Annotated in this window: 19 protein-coding genes; 8 read left to right on the top strand and 11 right to left on the bottom strand. The window is 62.9% G+C overall.

What is annotated here, in order from left to right:
* Positions 1–313 precede the first annotated feature (313 nt).
* From ACQR1W_RS06240 to ACQR1W_RS06225, 4 genes are all read right to left on the bottom strand, one after another.
* A complete protein-coding gene (locus ACQR1W_RS06240; protein WP_434849973.1) occupies positions 314–706 on the bottom strand; it encodes a hypothetical protein in 393 nt (130 codons plus the stop codon).
* Positions 707–836: 130 nt separating this feature from the next.
* Positions 837–1,187, bottom strand: coding sequence for a DUF3307 domain-containing protein (locus ACQR1W_RS06235; RefSeq protein ID WP_434850443.1), 351 nt, complete (start codon positions 1,185–1,187; stop codon positions 837–839).
* Positions 1,188–1,557: 370 nt separating this feature from the next.
* A complete protein-coding gene (locus ACQR1W_RS06230; protein WP_434849972.1) occupies positions 1,558–2,442 on the bottom strand; it encodes a DUF6537 domain-containing protein in 885 nt (294 codons plus the stop codon).
* 20 nt (positions 2,443–2,462) lie between these two features.
* Positions 2,463–3,131 (bottom strand): Crp/Fnr family transcriptional regulator, encoded by a 669-nt coding sequence (locus ACQR1W_RS06225; protein ID WP_008974020.1) that lies wholly within the window; start codon positions 3,129–3,131, stop codon positions 2,463–2,465.
* A gap of 310 nt (positions 3,132–3,441) precedes the next feature.
* Between ACQR1W_RS06225 and ACQR1W_RS06220 the strand changes: the two genes are divergently transcribed.
* From ACQR1W_RS06220 to ACQR1W_RS06200, 5 genes are all read left to right on the top strand, one after another.
* Positions 3,442–4,557: a cyclic nucleotide-gated ion channel gene (locus ACQR1W_RS06220; RefSeq protein ID WP_434849971.1), complete on the top strand. Its 1,116-nt coding sequence runs from the start codon at positions 3,442–3,444 to the stop codon at positions 4,555–4,557.
* Complete coding sequence (locus ACQR1W_RS06215) at positions 4,554–5,351, top strand: enoyl-CoA hydratase/isomerase family protein (protein WP_434849970.1); 798 nt, start codon at positions 4,554–4,556, stop codon at positions 5,349–5,351. The genes ACQR1W_RS06220 and ACQR1W_RS06215 overlap by 4 nt, the downstream gene beginning before the upstream one ends.
* A 484-nt stretch (positions 5,352–5,835) precedes the next feature.
* The gene (locus tag ACQR1W_RS06210) at positions 5,836–6,570 is read left to right on the top strand and encodes a LuxR family transcriptional regulator (protein WP_008974024.1); all 735 of its coding nucleotides are present in this window, start codon (positions 5,836–5,838) and stop codon (positions 6,568–6,570) included.
* Between the two features lie 105 nt (positions 6,571–6,675).
* On the top strand, positions 6,676–7,359 hold the full coding sequence (locus ACQR1W_RS06205; protein WP_434849969.1) for an acyl-homoserine-lactone synthase: 684 nt from the start codon (positions 6,676–6,678) through the stop codon (positions 7,357–7,359).
* Positions 7,360–7,519: 160 nt separating this feature from the next.
* Positions 7,520–7,702 (top strand): hypothetical protein, encoded by a 183-nt coding sequence (locus ACQR1W_RS06200; protein ID WP_008974027.1) that lies wholly within the window; start codon positions 7,520–7,522, stop codon positions 7,700–7,702.
* A gap of 89 nt (positions 7,703–7,791) precedes the next feature.
* Here the strand turns inward: ACQR1W_RS06200 and ACQR1W_RS06195 are convergent, their stop codons facing one another.
* The 7 genes from ACQR1W_RS06195 to ACQR1W_RS06165 all read right to left on the bottom strand — a co-directional run bounded on the left by ACQR1W_RS06195 (position 7,792) and on the right by ACQR1W_RS06165 (position 16,169).
* Positions 7,792–8,439, bottom strand: coding sequence for a nitroreductase (locus tag ACQR1W_RS06195; RefSeq protein WP_434850442.1), 648 nt, complete (start codon positions 8,437–8,439; stop codon positions 7,792–7,794).
* Positions 8,440–8,525: 86 nt separating this feature from the next.
* Positions 8,526–9,773, bottom strand: a complete 1,248-nt coding sequence (locus ACQR1W_RS06190; protein ID WP_434849968.1) for an acyl-CoA dehydrogenase — start codon at positions 9,771–9,773, stop codon at positions 8,526–8,528.
* 123 nt (positions 9,774–9,896) lie between these two features.
* Complete coding sequence (locus tag ACQR1W_RS06185; RefSeq protein WP_434849967.1) at positions 9,897–11,141, bottom strand: acyl-CoA dehydrogenase; 1,245 nt, start codon at positions 11,139–11,141, stop codon at positions 9,897–9,899.
* A 123-nt stretch (positions 11,142–11,264) separates the two neighbouring features.
* Positions 11,265–12,392, bottom strand: a complete 1,128-nt coding sequence (locus tag ACQR1W_RS06180; protein WP_434849966.1) for an acyl-CoA dehydrogenase family protein — start codon at positions 12,390–12,392, stop codon at positions 11,265–11,267.
* Between the two features lie 172 nt (positions 12,393–12,564).
* Positions 12,565–14,439, bottom strand: a complete 1,875-nt coding sequence (locus ACQR1W_RS06175; RefSeq protein WP_434849965.1) for an AMP-binding protein — start codon at positions 14,437–14,439, stop codon at positions 12,565–12,567.
* 224 nt (positions 14,440–14,663) lie between these two features.
* Positions 14,664–15,422: an SDR family NAD(P)-dependent oxidoreductase gene (locus ACQR1W_RS06170; protein ID WP_434849964.1), complete on the bottom strand. Its 759-nt coding sequence runs from the start codon at positions 15,420–15,422 to the stop codon at positions 14,664–14,666.
* A gap of 87 nt (positions 15,423–15,509) precedes the next feature.
* A complete protein-coding gene (locus tag ACQR1W_RS06165; protein ID WP_434849963.1) occupies positions 15,510–16,169 on the bottom strand; it encodes a TetR family transcriptional regulator in 660 nt (219 codons plus the stop codon).
* Between the two features lie 137 nt (positions 16,170–16,306).
* On the opposite strand from ACQR1W_RS06165, the gene ACQR1W_RS06160 reads away from it, so the two are divergent.
* The 3 genes from ACQR1W_RS06160 (at position 16,307) to ACQR1W_RS06150 (ending at position 20,592) form a co-directional block, all read left to right on the top strand.
* Entirely contained in the window at positions 16,307–17,479 is a 1,173-nt protein-coding gene (locus ACQR1W_RS06160) for an acetyl-CoA C-acetyltransferase (protein ID WP_434849962.1), read from the top strand.
* Positions 17,480–17,648: 169 nt separating this feature from the next.
* Complete coding sequence (locus tag ACQR1W_RS06155) at positions 17,649–19,190, top strand: acyl-CoA synthetase (protein ID WP_434849961.1); 1,542 nt, start codon at positions 17,649–17,651, stop codon at positions 19,188–19,190.
* A gap of 328 nt (positions 19,191–19,518) precedes the next feature.
* Complete coding sequence (locus ACQR1W_RS06150; protein WP_434850441.1) at positions 19,519–20,592, top strand: alpha/beta fold hydrolase; 1,074 nt, start codon at positions 19,519–19,521, stop codon at positions 20,590–20,592.
* Positions 20,593–20,613 lie beyond the last annotated feature (21 nt).

Raw genomic sequence — 20,613 nt, 5'->3', positions numbered from 1 at the left:
ACGGGCGTTTGACTGGAGCTGCGACCTGGCCCCAACGCCGTCGTTCCGATGACAGGTTGGATTTTGGGCGGCGTCCAGAAAATGCAGACGGGTCAGCGAGGTGCAAGCGCGGAGGTAAGCCGACACGGACCTGACGCGCCGCGCCTGTCATGCAGCTTTTAAGAAACTGTCACGGGCTGATGGCTCAGCGGCTGCGCAGAGAACCAGCGGCTGCGATCAATTGCGCTCGGCCGGGGAGGTACACTCGCGCTACAAACGGCTTGCGCCTTGCGAGGCAATGTTGGCGGTAAGCGGCCGGCCTTGATTGATCGCTTTAGCCCGTCACCGGCGCGAGATCGTCATCGAGGTCGTCCTCGAGCGGGGCGAGCACCGACAAAGGCTTGGTGGAGAGCGAGATCGGCTTGCGACCGCTCGAGGCGGTGCTGCCCTGCGACACTTTGCTGTCGCGCGATTGGGCATAGAGCACGGCGCCGACCCGCCCGCCGGATTGCAGGAGTTCACGCTCGCTACAGGTTGCGGCGATGGCGAGAGCCAGCGAATGCAGGTGGCTGCGGCGGTAACAGAACAGCGCCAGCATCGCCCTCACGTCGCTCGACACGCTTTCGACCAGCGCCGGCAGACCGTTCTCGCTGGCGCGATACATCTCGCCAAGCAGTTCCTCGCCAACTGGGCAGGAGTCGTCAAACGCGTCGCGGTTTGGAAACATCGCTCGATCCCCTCATGCGCAGATTGCAATGCGAATCCCTAATGAAGGGTTAACCACCGCGACCGGTAGTTGTACGGGGGGCCTTGATATTCCAGCATTTGCCCAGTCCAGGCCGGGTTTGAGGGCCGAATCAGCCGTTCGCGGCCATGAAAATCGACAGCCCGAACCCGGTCAGGTGGTGGAGAGCCTGATCCACCCCGATCAAAGTCCAGAACCAGGGATGCTCCAGCGTCATACCGAAATGGGACGAGCAGATGCCCTTGGCACGATCGACCGTGATGTGGATGGCGAAATCGATGAAGGCGACAAACCAGAACCGTGGCGCGACGGCCAGGATCAGGGTCAGAGCACAGGCAAGGTGGATCAGGCAATGCACGAGAAGCGGCAGTGCCCACCCCTTCTTCTGATCCTTGCCATAGGCCATCCAGGCGGTCTGGAGCACGAAGTCGGCAATGATGTGCTTGAAGGTGAGCAGCAGCATCCAGCCAAGGAGCGCACCAACCGGAACCGATGACGATAGAGAAGGAAGAGACAAAGCTGACGCTCTCGCTACGACTAAGCTTCGACGCACCGGAAACGGGAGGCGTTCAGCGGCATCGGTTCGAAGGCCGGCCAGTTCGACGCGTGTGCAGCTTTTATGACATTTCCGATCTCGGATTGCACGTGAAAGGGAACTCGGGACAGCAGTCGCAAGGCGGCTTCCGCACTTAACGGTAAATCCATGCAGCGCCAACTTTCCATTGACTACCGATCTGATCGCCGTCTCGGCAAATCATCTTCATCTCAGCTGGTTGCGTGATTGGAAAAAGATACCACCAGCGCAGCATCGCTGAAGACCCGTCACTCCGGTTTCACTCCGCGGCCTTGGCATCGGGATGTTCCGCCAGGGCGCGGGCGCGGATCTGGGCGATGGTCCGTTTCAGCGCGGCTTGCCGCGGATCAGGCATTGCCGCGGCCCGTGCTTCCGCAATCGCGCCGCCGAGGTCGGCCAGCGGCAGCGCGCCGTCAAAGGTCGGCTTGGCCAGCCCGTTGACGATCGCATGCCAATCAGCAAGCCCCTGCCAATAGGCGTCGCCCTGCCCCTGGACCATGGTCGCCGTCGCGATCAGGGCTGGCGCCGAAGCCGGCTGCTTGTCCAGGCAGCGAGCGATCATATGCAGCCAGCGCTCGACCCAGATCCGCTCCTCGGCGTAGCGCACCGACAACAACCGCCATCGCTTGAGCGCGGCAAAGGATTTCAGGCGGCTGACCGCGCCTTTGGAGGCAATCGAGAAACGGAGCGACATCCGCCTGCGGCGCAGCCAGCCGACCTTCTCGAACGCGGTCATCAAGGAGTTCGCCGCAGCCTCCGGCAGCACGGCGACCAATTCATCGAGGCGGAACCGCCTGATGTCGTGGATTGCGCGATGGCGGGCCATCGCGCCGGCTTCCAATTCAGCGAGCTTGAGCTCCGCGATGCGGATCAGATCCTCATAGGCCATCCGCAGCGCCAGCAACCGCGCGATCTCACACAGCATCGCCGTGTCGACGTGCGGCCGGCCGACAAAGCGCCTGATGCGATCGACATAGAGCTGCGCATAACTCGGCCCCTGATAGTCGATCAGGAGATGGATGTGCTCCGAGACGATGGACGCCGCCGCCTCCGGGAGGCCCTCAGGCAGGAATGGCGTCGGCGCATCGTCGTCGCCGATGACATCCGCGAACAGGTAACGTAGTGAGGAGAGAATGCTCGCCACCTCTGCCCATGACCTCCCGATCAGGCCGACTTCGCCGTAACGGCGGCCGCGGCGGTCTGCTGTGCCAGCCGGCGCTCCAGAGTCTCGATATTCTGGAACAGCCGCGCGCTGGCGAGGCGCAGGAAATAGAAGGCGAAAGCAGGGTTCTGCACGTAGAGCTGCTCGACCTGGTCATAGCTGACCGAGAGGATGAGGCCGTCCTCGTCGCATTCCAGCGTCTGCGTCCGCGTATTCGAGGGTGAGATCATGCCGAATTCACCGACGATGGCGCCGACCGGCAGTTCGATGCCGGACTCGACCAGGCGAAAGCGGCCGCTGACGATGTAATACATGCTGTCGGCCTTCTCGTCCTTGTAGAACAGCACTTCGCCCGCGGTGCATTTGCGCTCCGTCATGAACGGCTTCAGCCATTCCATGGAGAGATCGCTGCTGACCGACCGCTTCACGTCGCGAACGAGCTGCAGCATCTGGTGAAGGCGATAGCTGTTCAACGGCAGCAGCACGCCGTGAAGCGCGATCACCGGGTAATTGTGGGTCGGTATCGCGGTCGCGATCAGGACGATGTTGGTGAGGATCGCAAAGACCCGAAGCGGGATCATCGTCCGCATCGACAGCGTCGCTACCACGAAAATCGAAGCAAACAGGCTGCCGGCGGCGCCTGCGTGCTCTACGAGATGAGAGGTGTCCATTCGAGCTCAACCAGACTTCTGGACGCGAGACGGAAACGTCGCCACTAGGACGTTTCGGTCTTCACTGACTGTGTCCGCCAGGACTCTTGATATACGGCGAAAAAGCGACGTTTTAACCGGCTTTCGCCGTGCAGCAGAGAAATTCCGCTCCATAAGCCGTCCGAAAAGGAGACAGGAGCAAAAGAGGAGAGGTAAGAGAAGGCGCCTGGGGGGTGTCGTTGACGACACTGGCCCGGACAGGCACCTTCCCCGCCACCTTCCATAAACGCCCCAGACCGGGATTTTCATCGAGCACAGGCGCCCATTTTCGATGTCCAAACCGTTGCTGTTCTCGAATTTGGCGTCGTTCCTGACCGCAACGGCCGGTCGTCAGGCGACGCGGGCGGACTATGCGGCTGTTGTCATCGGCACTGGCGCCATGGTCCTGCTCACGGTGGATGCGGCGTATGACGCGGCAGCAGGCGCAATTTGCGGCGTGCTGTGGGCTTGCCTTGCCTTCTTCGTCTTGCAGTGGGGGGTGCGGGTTCACTGGGCGCGGCAGGCCCGCTATACCCTCTCTTATCTATGTTCCGAAGGCGGCGTGCTTGATACCGCCTCGGCGCTGGGGGTGCCGTTCGCGCTGGCGCTCGGCGTGGAGCAAAGATCGGCCTGGCTGTTGGCGGTCTTGTGGCTGGTCAAGGTCATCCCTGGAATTCCCGGTCTGCAGCGGCTGCGCCGGGTGCTGGTGATGGAGGCCAGGCCCCTGCTCAGCGTATTCGTGCTGTTCCTTCTGGTGTTGTTTCTCGGCTCGGTCGCTGAATACACACTGGAACACGAGGCCCAGCCGGCGACCTTTGGCAGCGTGCCGCAAACCTTGTGGTGGGCGGTCGTGACCCTGACCACCACGGGCTACGGCGACGTCGTGCCCGTCACGCCGCTGGGACGGGTGATCGCGGCCATGGTGATGATCTCGGGCTTGGGCGTGTTCGGGCTGTGGACCGGTATTCTCGCCACCAGCTTTGCCGCCGAGACCAGGCGGGACAATTTCCTCAAGACCTGGGAGTCCGTCAGCAAGGTTCCCTTCTTTGCCACGCTCGGCCCGTCCGCCATCGCCGACGTGACCCATATGCTGCGCACCATCGACCTGCTGCCGCGGACCACCATCATCCGCAAGGGGCAGCCGGGCGATTGCATGTACTTCATCGCCTCCGGCGAGGTCGAGGTGGACCTGCCCGGCAAGAAGGTCCGGCTCGGCGAAGGGGCCTTCTTTGGCGAGATGGCGCTGCTTGGGAATAATCTGCGCTCCGCCAATATCTCGACCACCAAGCTCTCGAAGCTGTTGGTGCTCGATCTGGTGGATTTCCGCCTGCTGATGGCCCGCCACCCTGATCTGGTCCAAAGTATCGACGCCGAGGCCAAGCGGCGCGCATTGGAGAATACGACATGACCGACGCACCGGCCGAGCAGGCCATTCCCGAGGCGAGCACGCCGCTGCTTTCCATCGAAGGGGCGCGCGCGACCATCCGCCTGAACCGGCCAAGGCATCTGAACCGGCTGCAACGCGAGGACCTCGAGGCGCTGCTGGCGCTGTTCGACCGCATCGAAGCCGATGCCGCCATCCGCGTCGTGGTCCTGACCGGCACCGGCCGCGCCTTCAGCGCCGGCTATGATCTCGGCTCGATCGCCGAGCGCGCCGAGGGCGCCCGGCAGGACAATCCGGGCGCCAGCTTCGAGGTCGTGGTCAACCGGCTCGAAGACCTCGCGCTGCCCACCATCTGCCGTCTCAATGGCGGCGTCTATGGCGGCTCGACCGACCTGGTGCTGGCCTGCGACTTCCGGATCGGCGTCGATACGGCTGAGATGTTCATGCCGGCAGCCCGACTTGGCCTGCACTACTATCCGAGCGGCATCAGGCGTTACGTCTCGCGGCTCGGCGCCGACAATGCGAAGCGGTTGTTTCTGACCGCGGAGAAGATTGACGCAAATGAGATGCTGCGCATCGGCTATCTCACGACCCTCGTGCCGGTGGACGCGCTCGATTCCGCGGTCGACCGGCTTGCGACGCAGCTTGCGGGCAATGCGCCGACCGCAATGGCAGGCATGAAGCGTGCGATCAACGAGTTTGCCCACGGAAGCCTCGACGAGTCGGCCGCCGCGCAAAGGAATCGCGACAGCATGTCCGGTGCGGAGATCCGGGAAGGCATCAAGGCCTTTGCCGAGAAGCGGCCGCCGAAATTTTAGACAGGCATGCCAGATGCGGATCTGACATTCGCTGCAGGATCGAGCGAGAATCCTCGCAAGCGAATGCCAAATTCAGAGCCGCATGAGCGTGGTGCTCAGTTCCGCGGCGATATCGATGTTGCGAATTCGAAGCAAACCGCATTTGGACCGGAGGGTTTTCCGGTGTCCTTCGAATCCGACATTCGCTTCCGGGAGCGCCTTGAATGAAACGAAGCTCGATTCGGGACAATAGAAACTTGATTCGCTGATGTCCTCGAGCCGCTGATGGTCGCATCAGGGTTTGCTGCAATTTGATACGAATGTCAGCGCAGGAGGCAGGACCAACATACTATACCAACATACTATAATGAGAATGGCTGCGGAGCTGTGCATTCAAGCCACCTTATCCCGCATCAGTTGATAACAGGATTGCTGATCTCATTCTAGTTTACGATTGACAGCAATGCGTCGGCGGCTAGCCTCAGTGCGGGCGGAGATGCGCAACATGGACGGGACCGACGCATATTGGGGGCGCCGCGCGCTCGACTTTGTCGATGCCCTGGAGTCATCGACGACGAGCGCCAGCGTGATCACCCAATTCGAGCGACTGATCGGCGAGATCGGCTTTCGTTCCTACATCATCGCGGGAATACCGACATCGACCCAATCATTGGATCAACTGATGCTGGCCAACGGCTGGCCTGCCGGATGGTTCGAGTTCTACACCCGCGAGAATCTCCATATGGCCGATCCAATCCCGCGGCATTGCCTGGGGACGCTGAACCCTTTCATGTGGTCGGAGGCGCCGTATGATCGCGAGCGAGACCGTTCCGCCCATGAGGTGATGATGAGGGCGCGGGACTTCGGCCTCCAGGAGGGCTTCTGTATCCCGATTCATTATGACGATGCGGTCGGCGCGATCAGCCTCGCCGGCGAGCGGCCGCACCTCGATACCGAGAGCAAGAGCGCGGTTCATCTGATCAGCATCTTCACTTATGGCCGGTTGCGTGCATTGGGGCGTTCGTCACCGACAAAGCAAGGCCGCCGCCTGTCCGAGATCGAGGCCGAGGTGCTCCGCTGGGCGGCCCGCGGCAAGACCGCATGGGAGACGGCGCAGATTCTCGGCCTGTCGGAGCGCAATGTGCGCTGGCACCTCGAGGAGGCGCAGCGCAAACTGATGACCAACAACAAGACCGCGACCGTCGCGACCGCATTGGTCAATGGAGAAATCCTGCTCTGATTAGGTCATTTCAGGGACGAGGTCCGAGCTGTCATTTCTTCCAGTGGAATCTCTGAGCTGCATCGGCATGCTTACCGCGCGATTGAACATTGAGCGGGAGCTTCGATGCCTGAGATCCATGTTGTTCGAAGGGATAATCGACATCTCTACGAGCGCTACTTCGACCCTTATTTCCGGATGCGCCATGACATCTACGTCAAGCAGCGCAAATGGATGGCGCTGGACCGGCCGGATGGGCGCGAGATCGACCAGTTCGACACCGAAGATGCGGTCTATCTGTTTTGCCTCGACCAGGGACAGCTGATCGGCGCGATGCGCGCGGTGCCGACCCTGCTGCCGACCCTGATGAGCGAGATCTTCCCCTATCTCAACATCCGAGGACCTATCCAGCGGCCCGACGTCTATGAGCTGTCGCGCATCTTCGTGATTCCGGAGCGGCGCGGCGAGCATGCCGGGCCGCGGATCGACATGCTGCTGCTCACCGCGATCATGGAATACGGCATTTCGATCGGTTTGACCGGCTTCTCCATCGTGCTGGAGAGCTGGTGGCTGCCGCGCTTCGAGCGCTGCGGCTGGAAAGCCCGACCGCTCGGCCTGCCACACATGATGGACGGGATGTCGGTGCTGGCGGTGCTCGTCGATTGCGACGACACGACGTGGCAGTCGTTGTGCCAGCAGATCGGCCTCAACCAGCCGACGCTGACATGGCAAGGGCTCGACGACGTCAGCCGTCAGGCCCTTCCGGACATCTTTCTTCCGCTTCCACCAGCTGTTCAGCCATCGCAATGAGTTGCTCACGATGCCGCTTCAGACGCAGCTTGTGGAAGGATTTGAAGAGCCGATGGCCAAGGACCGTCGACTCGTCCAGTTCCAAATCTGCCAGTTCCAAGGCTGCGCGCTCAGGCGGCGTCTGCATGGAATCCATCACTGACTTTTCAGGGTATGAGCCGTGACCGAAGCTTCACTCGAGAAGATCATTGAGCGCCTGCAATTTTGCATTGTCGACGCCAGAGCCCTTCAACTCAAAATGTTGGAGCGGGTTTTGTCAATATCGCTGCTGGAAGCCCATGAACTGAAGGACCAGTTCAAGGACAAATTGGGCAAGCGCAGCAACGGAACCGCTTGCCACTGACGGGCTTCGAATCCGAAGTCCGCCCCGTAGCGAGCTGCGGAGGCAGGAGCGCACTGCGATATGCTAAGGGCAACGCAGCGATCGCCGGCTCATTCCTCGAAAAAGCGAGCCGTGTCAGTGATGGCCGCGCGGCTGGTGCGGTATGAATTCGCCTTGTGGTCGCGATCGGGATGGCCGAAGGAAATGCCGCAGATCACCTTGCGGTCCTCGCCGAGGCCGAAATGGGCACGAACGACGTCGGAATGAAAGGCGAGCGCTGCCTGCGGCACGGTGGCCACACCGAGCGCCTGCGCCGCCAGCATGAAGCTCGTCACATAGCCGCCGCAATCGATCGCACCGTAGACCCCGAGCGCCTCGTCGCTATGGATGATCGCGACATGCGGCGCACCGAAGAAGTTGTAGTTCTCCAGCGCCTGCTTCGCATAACCGGCCTTGTCGCCGCGAGGAATCCCAACCGCGTTGTAGAGCTGAAAGCCGCTCTCGCGCCGCCGGTCGAGATAGACGCCGCGATATTCGCGCGGAAACTCGAAATCGCCGACGGTGGGCTTGCCGCCTGAGGCGGCGGCGTACATCGCCTGCCGGAATTTCTCGGTGCCCGCCCCTGAGGTGATCTCGACCCGCCAGGGCTGGCTGTTGCACCAGGACGCGGTGGTCTGCGCCACGCCAAGGATCCGCTCGATGGTGGCGCGCGGCACGGGATCGGGCAGGAAGCGGCGGCAGGAGAAGCGCGCGCGCATCAACGCTTCCAAGGTGGTGATGGCGTCTGGCTCGGGCTTTGCGGCGAACGTCATGGAAGACCTTTCCTCATCAAGAGCGCGAGAACCTAGCCTCGCCCCTTCGTCGGCACCTTGTTGAAGGGGACATCCTTGTCCACCCGGATATCGCCGGGCAGGCCGAGCACGCGCTCGGCGATGATATTGCGCAGGATCTCGTCGGTGCCGCCGGCAATCCGCATCGATGGTGACGTCAACAGCATCTGCTGGAACTGGCCCTGTGTCGTCTCTTCGTCCGCGCCGGTGAGAGCACCGGCTGCGCCTTGGAGATCCATGGCATAGGCTGCGATGTCCTGCAGCATGGTGCCGGCGACCAGCTTGCCGATCGAATTCTCCGGCCCCGGCCGCTCGCCGCGCGACAGCGCCGAGATCGCGCGATAGCTGGTGTATTTCAGCCCGCTCGCCTTCACCGCCCATGACGCCAGCTTCGAGCGCGTCGCACGGTCATCGATCGCAAGTCCGTTTTCGCTCATCAGGTTCGCGCAGAACGCAAACATCTCAGGGAAACCGGTCGCAAGCCGGGCGCCGATCGACATGCGCTCGTTCATCAGCGTGGTCAGCGACACGTTCCAGCCGTCGCCGACCGCACCGAGCCGGTGGCTGTCCGGGATCACGACGTCGGTGAAATAGACCTCGTTGAACTCCTGCATGCCGTTGGCCTGCCTGATCGGGCGGACCTCGACGCCTTTGCTCTTCATGTCGAGGAAGAACATCGTCAGCCCCTTGTGCTTGGGCACGTTGGGGTCGGTGCGCGTGATCAGGAGGCCGTAGTCGGAATAATGCGCGCCCGAGGTCCAGATCTTCTGGCCGTTGACGATCCAGTCGTCGCCGCGCTTCTCGGCGCGGGTGCGCAGGCCCGCGACATCGGAGCCGCCGGCCGGCTCGGAGAACAGCTGGCACCAGATCTCCTCGCCGGACGCCAGCTTCGGCAGATAGCGGCGCTTGTGCGCTTCGCTGCCATAGGCCATCACGGTCGGGCCGCACATGCCTTCGCCGATCTGGAACGGCTGTGTCAGCTTGCCGTAGACGCCCTCCTCCTGTTGCCAGATCACGCGCTCGATCGGCGAGGCGCCCCGCCCGCCATAATCCTTCGGCCACTGCAGACAGGCCCAGCCGGCCTCGGCCTTCCTCTTCTGCCAGGCCTTGCCGACCTCGACGATGTCGGCGTTCTTGAGGCGGATACGTCCGAGCGAGGCGCTCGAAAGCTCCTGTTCGAACTGCTTCGGCGCATTGGCGTCGATCCAGGCCCGCGCCTCGGCGCGGAATGCGGCTTCTTCGGGAGTGTCGTCGAAGTTCATGATCTAGCCTCACTCCATATGCGTAGGGTGGGTTAGCCGAAGGCGTAACCCACCACCTTGATGAGCATCGCACGAGCCAATGGTGGGTTACGCTCCGCTAACCCACCCTACGACTCCACGACCTTAGCTTCGTCCCCTGGTCGGGATCTGATTGAACGGCAGATCCTTGTCGACCCTTATATCGCCCGGCAGCCCGAGCACGCGCTCGGCGATGATGTTGCGCATGATCTCGTCAGTGCCGCCCTCGACGCGGGTGCCCGGCGCGCGCAACAGCATCGCCTGGAATTTGCCGGCCAGCTCGGCCTCGGCGCCGCTCAGAACGCCGGCCGCGCCCTGCAGATCAAGCGCGAAGGTGGCGACGTCCTGAACCATCGATGCCGCGACCAGCTTGCCGATCGAGTTCTCCGGGCCCGGCCGCTCACCCTTCGACAGCGCGGAGATGGCACGGAAGCTGGTGTATTTCAGGCCGCTCGCTTTCACCGCCCAGTTCGCGAGCTTGGCGCGCACGTTGCGGTCCTCGATCGCCGGACGATCGTCGAGCATCAGATTGGAGCAGAACTCGAACAACTCCGGGAAGCCGGTGGCGACGCCGGCCCCGATCGACATCCGCTCGTTCATCAGTGTGGTCAGCGCCACGTTCCAGCCGTCATTGACGGCCCCCAAGCGCTGTGAGTTCGGAATCACGACATCGGTGAAGTAGACCTCGTTGAAATCCGAATGGCCGCTGGCCTGCTTGATCGGGCGCACCTCGACGCCTTTGCTCTTCATATCCAGGAAGAACATCGTCAGACCCTTGTGCTTGGGCACGTCCGGATCGGTGCGGGTGAGCAGGATGCCATAGTCGGAATAATGCGCGCCGGAGGTCCAGATCTTCTGGCCGTTGATCACCCACGCGTCGCCGCGCTTCTCGGCGCGGGTGCGCAGGCCGGCAACATCTGAGCCGCCCGCGGGCTCGGAGAACAGCTGGCACCAGATCTTTTCGCCCGAGGCCAGCGGCGGCAGATAGTGCCGCTTATGCTCCTCCGAGGCGTAGGCCATCATGGTCGGTCCGCACATGCCGTGGCCGATGATGAAGACAGCCGAGAGCTTGCCGAACGGACCTTCCTCTTGCTGCCAGATCACGCGCTCGATCGGCGAGGCGCCGCGGCCGCCATACTCTTTCGGCCAGTGCAGACAGGCCCAGCCGGCATCGGCCTTCTTCTTCTGCCAGGCTTTCGCGACGTCGAGGATATTGGCATTCTTCAGCGCGGTGCGACCGAGGGAGGACGCGCGCAGCTCTGCTTCGTATTCTTTCGGCGCGTTGGCGGCGATCCAGGCCCGCGCTTGGCTGCGGAACGCAGCCTCCTCAAGGGTGTCGTCGAAGTTCATCGTCGTTCTCTTTCCCGTCATTCCGGGGCGAGGCCAAAGGCCTCGGACTCGGAATCTAGAGGTGACTCATTTGAGATTCCGAGTTCGGTTGCTTCGCAACCGCCCCGGAATGACGTGCATGGATCACGCCGCATTGCGCTTGCGCATGCGGTCGATCAACTGGTCCTCCCAGTAGGAGAGACTGCCCAGGCCGAGCGCCAGCGCATTGGCGCGGCGGTAGTACATGTGGCAGTCGAACTCCCAGGTGAAGCCCATGCCGCCGTGCACCTGAATGTTGTTCTTGGCGCAGTGCTGAAAGGCCTGGGTCGCGCTGATGCGCGCCGACGCCGCGGCCTCCGGCAATTCGGGCGCATTGGTCGATAGCGCCCAGGCGCCGTAATAGCAGTTGGAGCGCGCCAGCGTAGCGGACACGTACATGTCGGCCAGCATGTGTTTGACCGCCTGAAACGAGCCGATCGGCCGGCCGAAGGCGATGCGATCGAGCGCGTAGTCGCGGCCCATCTCCAGCGCACGATCGGCGCCACCGACCTGCTCGAAGGCGACCAGGACCGCCGCACGGTCGAGCACCTGGGCGATGATGGCCCAGCCTTCGCCGGCTGCGCCGAGCAGCTCCGCCTTGCAGTTGGTGAAGACAAGCTCGGCCTGGCCGCGGGTCGGATCGAGATTGGTCAGCACCTTGGCGTCGACGCCGCCGGCCTTCGTGTCCGCGATGAACAGGGAAATATCGCTGTCGCGGCCGGTGGCAGCGCTGCGTGCGGCGACAATGACAAAATCCGCAATCGCACCATCCGCCACCGGCTTCTTGACGCCGTTGAGCACGCCATTCGATGCGTCAAGCTTGATGGCCTTGGGCGACGGATTGCCGGTGCCTTCGAACAATGCGAGCGTGCCGATCGCCTCACCGGAGGCGATCTTCGGCAGCCATTTTCGCCTCTGTGCCTCGCTGCCGGCGAGCATCAGCGCCTCCGCTGCAAGATACACCGTCGAGGAAAACGGCACCGGCGCTAAGGCGCGGCCCATCTCCTCGGCGATCACGCAAAGTTCGAGATGGCCGGCGCCTGCACCGCCGAATTCCTCGGGGATCGCGACGCCGAGAAAGCCCATCTCGGCAAGACCCTTCCACAGCTCGCTGTCATAGGGTGACTGCCCGTCGAGCACGGCGCGCACCGCCTTGGGCGAGCACTTCTCGGCCAGGAATTTCCGCGCCTGATCGCGCAGCTGCTTTTGGTCGTCGGAGAAATCGAAATTCATGGCGCTACTCTATTGTTCGAACGGGATTTTTGGTCGTCGTCCCCGCGAACGCGGGGACCTATAACCACCGGCAGTTCTATGTGCCCGGAGCTAGCTCCAGCCTGACACAGATAGTTCCCGGAGTATGGGTCCCCGCGTTCGCGGGGACGACAACGAACGGGTGGCAACATCGTCAGCACAGCACGATCACCTCGTTCGCCGGCGGATCGGCATAGAGCCGCTCCACCAGCGCGGCGCGGCGTTCGAGCCCGGCGCGCTGATTGATGTAGCCCTTGTCGGTCAGCTCATGGCCGTCGATCGACGGCGGCTCGACCATCAGCATCACGCGGGCGATGCGCCGGCTGGTCGCGCCTTCGCATTCTCGATTGTGCGCATCGAACCCACGCTTGACGCAGGCGATCACCGCAGGGTGTTTGACGACCTCCTCAAAGGTCGCATTGGGATCGCCGATCATTTGACGGCAGGCGTGCAAATTCGGCCAGGCCAGCAGACCAACCTCATCACGATCCTGTCCCGTGACGAGAGCGTCCTGGATCACCGGCGTCGCGGCCGCGATCGCATCGGTTCGCAGGGCACCGACATGCACGAAGGTGCCGGTCGTCAGCTTGAAATCCTCAACCACGCGGCCGGCGAAGATGATCCCTTGCACGGGATCGTCAGGGTCGACAAACACGCCGGCATCCCCGATGCAGTAGAAACCTTCCTCGTCAAAGGCGTTCCTGGTCAGTTCGGGCTGGCCGAAATAGCCCGGCATCACATTGGCACCGCGCAGCCGCAGCTCGTATTTCGCGCCCGATGGCACCATCTTCAATTCGACGCCGGGGAATGGCAGACCGATCAGGCCGACGCGTTCGGTGTCCCAATAGGTTCCGGTCGAGGTCGGGCCGGTCTCGGTCGAGCCCCAGCCGGTGTAGAACACGATGCGCTCGCCGGTGGCGCGCACGGCCAGCGCCTGCATGCGATCGTACAGATCATCCGGCAGGCGCGCGCCGCCATAACCCATCAGGCCAAGGTCCTTGAAGAAGGAGCGGCAGAGCGCGTCATCCTTTTCCATCGCGGACGCAAGTGCGGCGTAGCCGACCGGGACATTCGCATAATAGGTCGGTGACACCTCGCGCAGGTTCCGGATCGTCTCCTCGAACTGGCCGGGCATCGGCCGCCCGTCATCGATGTAGAGCGTGCCGCCATCGATCAGCAGCGGATTGAATAAGGCATTGCCGCCCATCGTGTGATTCCACGGCATCCAGTCGAGCACCGTGGCAATGGGCGCACCGGGCGAACGCGGACGGACCTGCATCATCATCGCGGCATTGGCGCACATCATGCGCTGCGTGTTGATGACCGCCTTGGGCATGCCGGTCGAGCCCGAGGTGAACAGCAGCTTGCCGATCGTGTCGGGCGTGATCTTTGTGATCGATCGCTCGACCTCCGAGGTCACCGGCGTCGCGGCAAGCTCGGCGAAGCCGAGGCTCTCGATGCCGTCGCAGGGGCGCGCGACATGGATCACGGTGACGCCCTCGAGCGGCAACGCCTTGAGCGCCTTCTCGAAGGTCGGGCCGTCCTGCACCATGATCACGGCCGGCCTGATCAGTTCGAACAGATATCTGAGCTTGAGATGATCATGGCTCATCAGCGAATAGGCCGGCGACACCGGCGCCGCCGGCAGCCGCGCCTGCATCGCGGCAAGCGTGAGCAGCGCATGCTCGATCGAATTGCCGGAGAGGATGGCGACGGGCCGGCCCTCTTCGAGGCCGAGATTGAGCAGGCCCTGCGTCAGCCCGTCAACGGCGCGTTTGGCTTCGCCATACGACATCTTCCGCCACTGCCGTTCGGGTCCTGCGCGCTGCGCCAGCCAGATCCGCTCGGGGGCCTGCTCGGCCCATTTTGCGAGAGGCGCCGGAATGTGCGGCTCGTAGGCCTGCAGTGGGATCCGTGACCTCATGACGATGACGCCATCGTCGCGCCGTTCGACGGCGATGTCGCGCGTCAGCCAGTCAACCTTGCGGAAGGCCGGTTTCTCCAGCACCGCCGCTGCACTCCCGTCCATCTTGCGTCTCCCGAATACGATCGTCCTTTGCGGATCTTGATCTTTGCTTGTTGGTCGAGAGCGGCTCGCATCTCTCTCCACCGTCGTCCCGGCCAAGCGAAGCGCGAGCCGGGACCCATAACCACAGGGTGTCGTTATGGGCACTACATCAGCCACCTGATTCCACTAGCAACATCACGCGGTATGGGTCCCCGCGTTCGCGGGGACGACAGCCGAATGGGCAGCTACCGCGGCGCCATGCGGATCGCGCCATCGAGACGGATGGTCTCGCCGTTGAGCATCGGATTCTCGACGATATGCACGGCGAGATTGCCATACTCGGACGCATCGCCGAGCCGCGCCGGGTGCGGCACCTGCGCGCCCAGGCTCTTGCGCGCCTCTTCGTTGAGGCCCATCAGGAGCGGCGTCAGGAACAGGCCGGGCGCGATGGTGTTGACGCGGATTTTCTGGCTGGCGAGATCGCGCGCCGCCGGCAGCGTGAGGCCGACCACACCACCTTTCGAGGCCGAATAGGCGATCTGGCCGATCTGGCCTTCGAAGGCCGCAACGCTCGCGGTGTTGATGGCGACGCCACGCTCTTCGCCGATGGGCTCAGCGGTGACGAGGCGCTCGGCAAACAGCCGCAGCACATTGAAGGTGCCGATCAGGTTGACATTGATGATGCGGGCAAACTTCGCCAGCGGATAGACGCCATCCTTGCCGACGATGCGCTGAGAGCCGCCGATGCCGGCGCAGTTCACCAGGACGCGCGCGATGCCGTGAACAGCTTCCGCCTTCGCGATGCCCGCCTTGATCTGCTCCTCGTCGGTGACGTCGGCATGAACAGCCACGCCATGAATTTCAGCAGCGACCTTCTCCGCATTCTCCTTGCTCTGGTCGAGCACGGCGACCTTGGCGCCCTTCGCGGCCATCGCACGCGCGGTGGCAGCACCGAGCCCCGACCCGCCGCCGGTGATGAGAACGGCAACTTCCTTCAACTGCATGGATAACCTCCCTGACTTTTTATCTTGCGAATGGCTGATAGCGAATATCGCGCAGGGAAGTGCCTCAACTCCCCTATTCGCTACTCCCTAATCGCCACTCGCCCTCTTGAGTATTCCGCCGCAGATCAGCGCTTCCATGTGCGTGATGTATTGGCGGCAGACTTCGTCGGTCACCGGACCCACGCCGGTCGCGCGCGACATGGCGTGGCGGCCGAAGAACAGATGATCACAGGCGCCGATCAGGCTGGTGTAGAACAGCACCGGATCGACCTCGCGGAATTCACCGGCCGCAACGCCTTCCGCGAGCAGCCTGCGGTGAAACTCCAGCAGCGGCGCGACGAAGAACTTCGACACTTCATCAGCGGCTTCCGCACTGCTCTCGTGCAGGAGGTAATGGATCAACCGGTTCATATAGGGGAAGCGGTGATAGGCGCGGATGATGCCGCCGATATGCAGCTTCAGCTTTGCGGTCGGCGAGAGCGGCTGCGCCAGCAGATATTCGAGATTGGCGACCTCGGTGGCGGCATCGCGCGCAAGCAGCGCCAGCAGCAGGCCATCCTTGTTGCCGAAATGATATTTGACCAGCGCGGCGTTCGCGCCGGACTTCTGGGCGATGTCGCTCAAGGACACGTCAATCGACGCGCGTTCGATCATCAGCGCGCTGGCGGCAACCAGGAGCTTCTCCGCCGTGGCATTCCGCCCGGCGGCAAGCTTGTTCGGTGTGCTGCTCTGGAGCTGAGGTCCCATCCGGTCTCTTCCAAGGATCGCGCCAGATAAGCCGAAGGCGTCCTCGATCACAAGATTTAATTGATCGATTGACTAAGCCCTAACTGCTCGTTTAAATCGCCTCCAACCACGAAGACCAAGTCTAGGGAGGAAACCCCATGGCGGAAGCCTATATCGTTGCGGCTGCCCGGACCGCGGGCGGCCGCAAAGGGGGACGCTTGTCCGGATGGCATCCGGCGGATCTCGCGGCCAAGGTGCTGAATGCCCTGGTCGATCGCTCCGGCGCTGCGCCGGATCAGATCGAAGACGTGATCATGGGCTGCGTGATGCAGGCCGGCGAGCAGTCCAACAACATCGCCCGCAACGCGGTGCTCGCCTCCAAGCTGCCCGAAAGCGTGCCCGGCACCTCGATCGACCGACAGTGCGGTTCATCGCAGCAGGCGCTGCATTTCGCAGCCCAAGCCGTGATGTCCGGCGCCATGGATGTGGTGATCGCCGCTGGCGTGGAATCAATGACGCGGGTGCCGATGGGGCTCGCCTCGAGCCTGCCGGCAAAGAACGGCTTCGGCCATTACAAGAGCCCCGGCATCGAGAGCCGCTATCCGAACATCCAGTTCAGCCAGTTCACCGGCGCGGAGATGATGGCCGAAAAGTACGGCCTCTCCAAAGACGAGCTCGACGAATACGCTTATAACAGCCATCAGCGCGCGATCGCGGCGACGCAAGCCGGCTATTTCAAGGACGAGATCGTTGCGCTCGAGATCGTCAGAGCCGACGGCTCGACCGACACCCACACGATCGACGAAGGCATCCGCTTCGATGTCAGCCTCGACGGCATCAAGGGTGTCAAGCTGATTGCCGAGAACGGCAAGCTGACGGCGGCGACCGCAAGCCAGATCTGCGATGGTGCCTCCGGCGTGCTCGTCGTCAACGAACGCGGCCTCAAATCGCTCGGCGTCAAACCGCTCGCGCGGGTTCATCATATGACCATGATGGGCGGCGATCCCGTGATCATGCTTGACGCGCCGCTGCACGCAACGAAGCGCGCTTTGGACAAGGCCGGCATGTCCATCGACGACATCGACCTGTTCGAGGTCAACGAGGCCTTCGCCTCGGTGCCGACCGCCTGGCTGAAGACCACCGGCGCCGATCCTGACAGGCTGAACGTCAATGGCGGCGCCATCGCGCTCGGCCATCCGCTCGGCGGCTCCGGCACCAAGCTGATGACGACGCTCGTGCACGCGCTCAAGCAGCGCAACAAGCGCTATGGCTTGCAGACCATGTGCGAGGGCGGCGGCATGGCGAATGTGACGATCGTAGAGCGATTGTAGCTCTCGCCCGAACAACGGCGTCGTCCCCGCGAACGCGGGGACCCATAACCACCGAATTGAATATTGGGCAAGCTGGAGCCACAGCTTATCCTCGCCACAGGCCCCTGTGGTTATGGGTCCCGGCGCAAGGCCGGGACGACACCTTTTCCGTAGTCAGCGGTGTGCCCTCATGACCCACCCCTCCATCCACGCTCGCACACATCCCGACAAGATCGCCTACCAGATGGCCGGCAGCGGCACGGCCATCAGCTATCGCGAGCTCGATGAGCGTTCGAATCAGGGCGCACATCTGTTTCGCGCGCTGGGGCTGAAGCCGGGCGATCACATCGCCTTCCTGATGGAGAACCGGCTGGCCTTCATGGAGATCGCCTGGGCGGCGCAACGCTCGGGCCTCTACTACACGGCGATCAGCCGCTACCTCACCAAGGACGAGATCGCCTACATCGTCAGGGATTGCGGCGCCAAGGTTTTCATCACCTCGCCGGGTTGCGCCGCACAGGTCGCCGAGCTCGTGACCGGCACGCCGGGCGAGCCGCTCTTCTTCATGCTCGACCAGGCCGAGCCCGGCTTCCGCGCGTGGGACAAGGAAGTGGCGGCGCAGCCGACGACGCCCATTGCGGACCAGGTTGCGGGCTACGACATGCTCTATTCGTCCGGCACCACCGGCCGGCCGAAGGGAATCAAGAAGGCATTCGAGAACAACAAGATCGACCAGCCGAACCCGTTCCTGCGGGTGCTGTGCGCCGACATGTGCGGCATGAATGCAGAGAGCGTCTATCTGTCGCCGGCGCCGCTCTATCATGCCGCTCCCTTGCGCTTCAACATGATGGCGATCGTGCTCGGCGGCACCTCGATCATCATGGAGCATTTCGACGCCGAAGAGTTCCTGAAGCTGGTCGAGACGCACAAGGTCACGCACACGCAGCTGGTCCCCACGATGTTCGTGCGCATGCTGAAGCTGCCGGAGGAGGTGCGGAAGCGCTACGATGTTTCCTCGCTCAAGGGCGCGATCCATGCCGCCGCGCCCTGCCCGGTCGACGTCAAGGCCAAGATGATCGACTGGTGGGGCCCGATCCTGATCGAGTATTACGCGGGCTCGGAAGGCAATGGCGTCACCGTGTGCAACTCGCAGCAATGGCTGGCGCATCGTGGCAGCGTGGGCCGGGCCGTGGTCGGCAAGGTCAAGATCCTCGGCGAAGACGGCGAGGAAATGCCGACGGGCGAGATCGGCACGGTGTATTTCGCCGATGCGCCGGTCTTCACATATCACAATGATCCCGAGAAGACGAAGCGCGCCTACAATGAGAAGGGCTGGTCGACGCTCGGCGATGTCGGCTATCTGGATGCCGACGGCTTCCTCTATCTCACCGACCGCAAGTCCTACATGATCATCTCGGGCGGCGTGAACATCTACCCGCAGGAGACCGAGGACATCCTGATCACCCATCCTGAGGTGGCCGACGTCGCGGTGTTCGGCGTGCCGAACGAGGAGATGGGCGAAGAGGTCAAGGCGGTCGTGCAGCCACATGATATGGGCCGCGCCGGCAAGGAGTTTGAGGAGCAGTTGATCCTGTTCTGCCGCAAGCACCTGTCCCCGATCAAATGCCCGCGCTCGATCGACTTTGAACCGGAGCTGCCGCGCACGCCGACCGGCAAGCTGGTGAAGCGGCACTTGCGCGAGCGCTATTGGCCGAAGAAGGTATCAGCATAGCCGCCATCGTGGTGACAGGTCGGCGTAGGATCTGTCGCGCTGATCATGACTGCGCCCTCTCCCCCTGCGGGAGAGGGCTACACAATTGCTTGCGACATACTCACTTGGGTGAGGGGTTCGTGCCGCAATCGTAGATCTACGATGAGGAGAGAACCTCTCACCCGGCAGCCTTCGGACGATGCTTCGCATCGCCGCGCGGCTGCCACCCTCTGCCGCAAGGGGAGAGGGTGCACAGGAGTACGCCGCCATGACTGAAGCCTCTCTTCCACGGCCACCGCTTCCGCCGTCCATCCGCTCGCGCCAGATCGAGGGCATCAACGGTCTGTCGATGCATGTGCTGGAAGCGGGCTTCGAGAACAAGGGGCGGCCCTGCATCCTGCTGCTGCATGGGTTTCCGGAGCTGGCCTTCAGCTGGCGCAAGGTGATGCCGGCGCTCGCGGCCGCCGGCTATCACGTGATCGCGCCGGACCAGCGCGGCTATGGCCGCACGACTGGATGGAGCACGGATTATGACGGCGATCTCGCGCCCTTCCGGCTGACCAATCTGGTGCGGGATGCACTCGGCCTGGTCTATGCGTTCGGCCATCGCAAGGTCGATGCCGTGGTCGGGCATGATTTCGGCAGCCTGGTCGCGGCATGGTGCGCGGTGCTCCGGCCCGACGTCTTCCGTTCGGTCGTGATGATGAGCACGCCGTTCGCCGGACCGCCATCGCTGCCCTTCGGAACGGTGGATACGCCGCCAGCTACGCAGGCCGAAGATCCCGTGCATCGCGCGCTTGCAGCGCTGCCGCGACCACGCAAGCACTATCAATGGTACTACTCGACACGACAGGCCAACGCCGACATGCATCGCCCGCCTCAAGGCCTGCATGCCTTTCTGCGCGGCTACTATCACCACAAGAGCGCGGATTGGCCCGGCAATCAACCCTACCCGCTCCAGGCCTGGACGGCAGAAGAGCTTGCGAAGCTTCCGACGTATTACGTGATGGACCTCGACAAGACGATGGCGAAGACGGTTGCCGAGGTGATGCCGGACCAACAGGCGATTGCGAACAATCGGTGGCTTCCTGATTCCGAGCTTGCCTTTTACAGCGCCGAGTATGAACGCACCGGATTCCAGGGCGGACTGCAATGGTATCGCTGCGGCACGTCGCGACTTTTCGACGCGGAGCTGCAGACGTGGTCCGATCGCCGCATCGAGATTCCATCGGCGTTCATCTCGGGCAAGCGGGATTGGGGCACTTATCAGAAGCCAGGCACGTTCGAAGCGATGCAAACGCGCGTCTGCAGCAACATGGTGCTGTGCGAATTGATCGATGGCGCCGGACATTGGGTGCAGCAGGAGCGAGCCGAATCAGTCAATGAGTTGCTGCTCGGATTTATGAACAGACTGACAGGATGAACAAATCGACAGCCTGAATTT

It is taken from the genome of Bradyrhizobium sp. HKCCYLS1011 (assembly GCF_051167795.1).
Lineage (GTDB): Bacteria > Pseudomonadota > Alphaproteobacteria > Rhizobiales > Xanthobacteraceae > Bradyrhizobium.
Note: the sequence above shows the minus strand (reverse complement) of the source record. Positions and strands in the feature narration are given on the sequence as shown.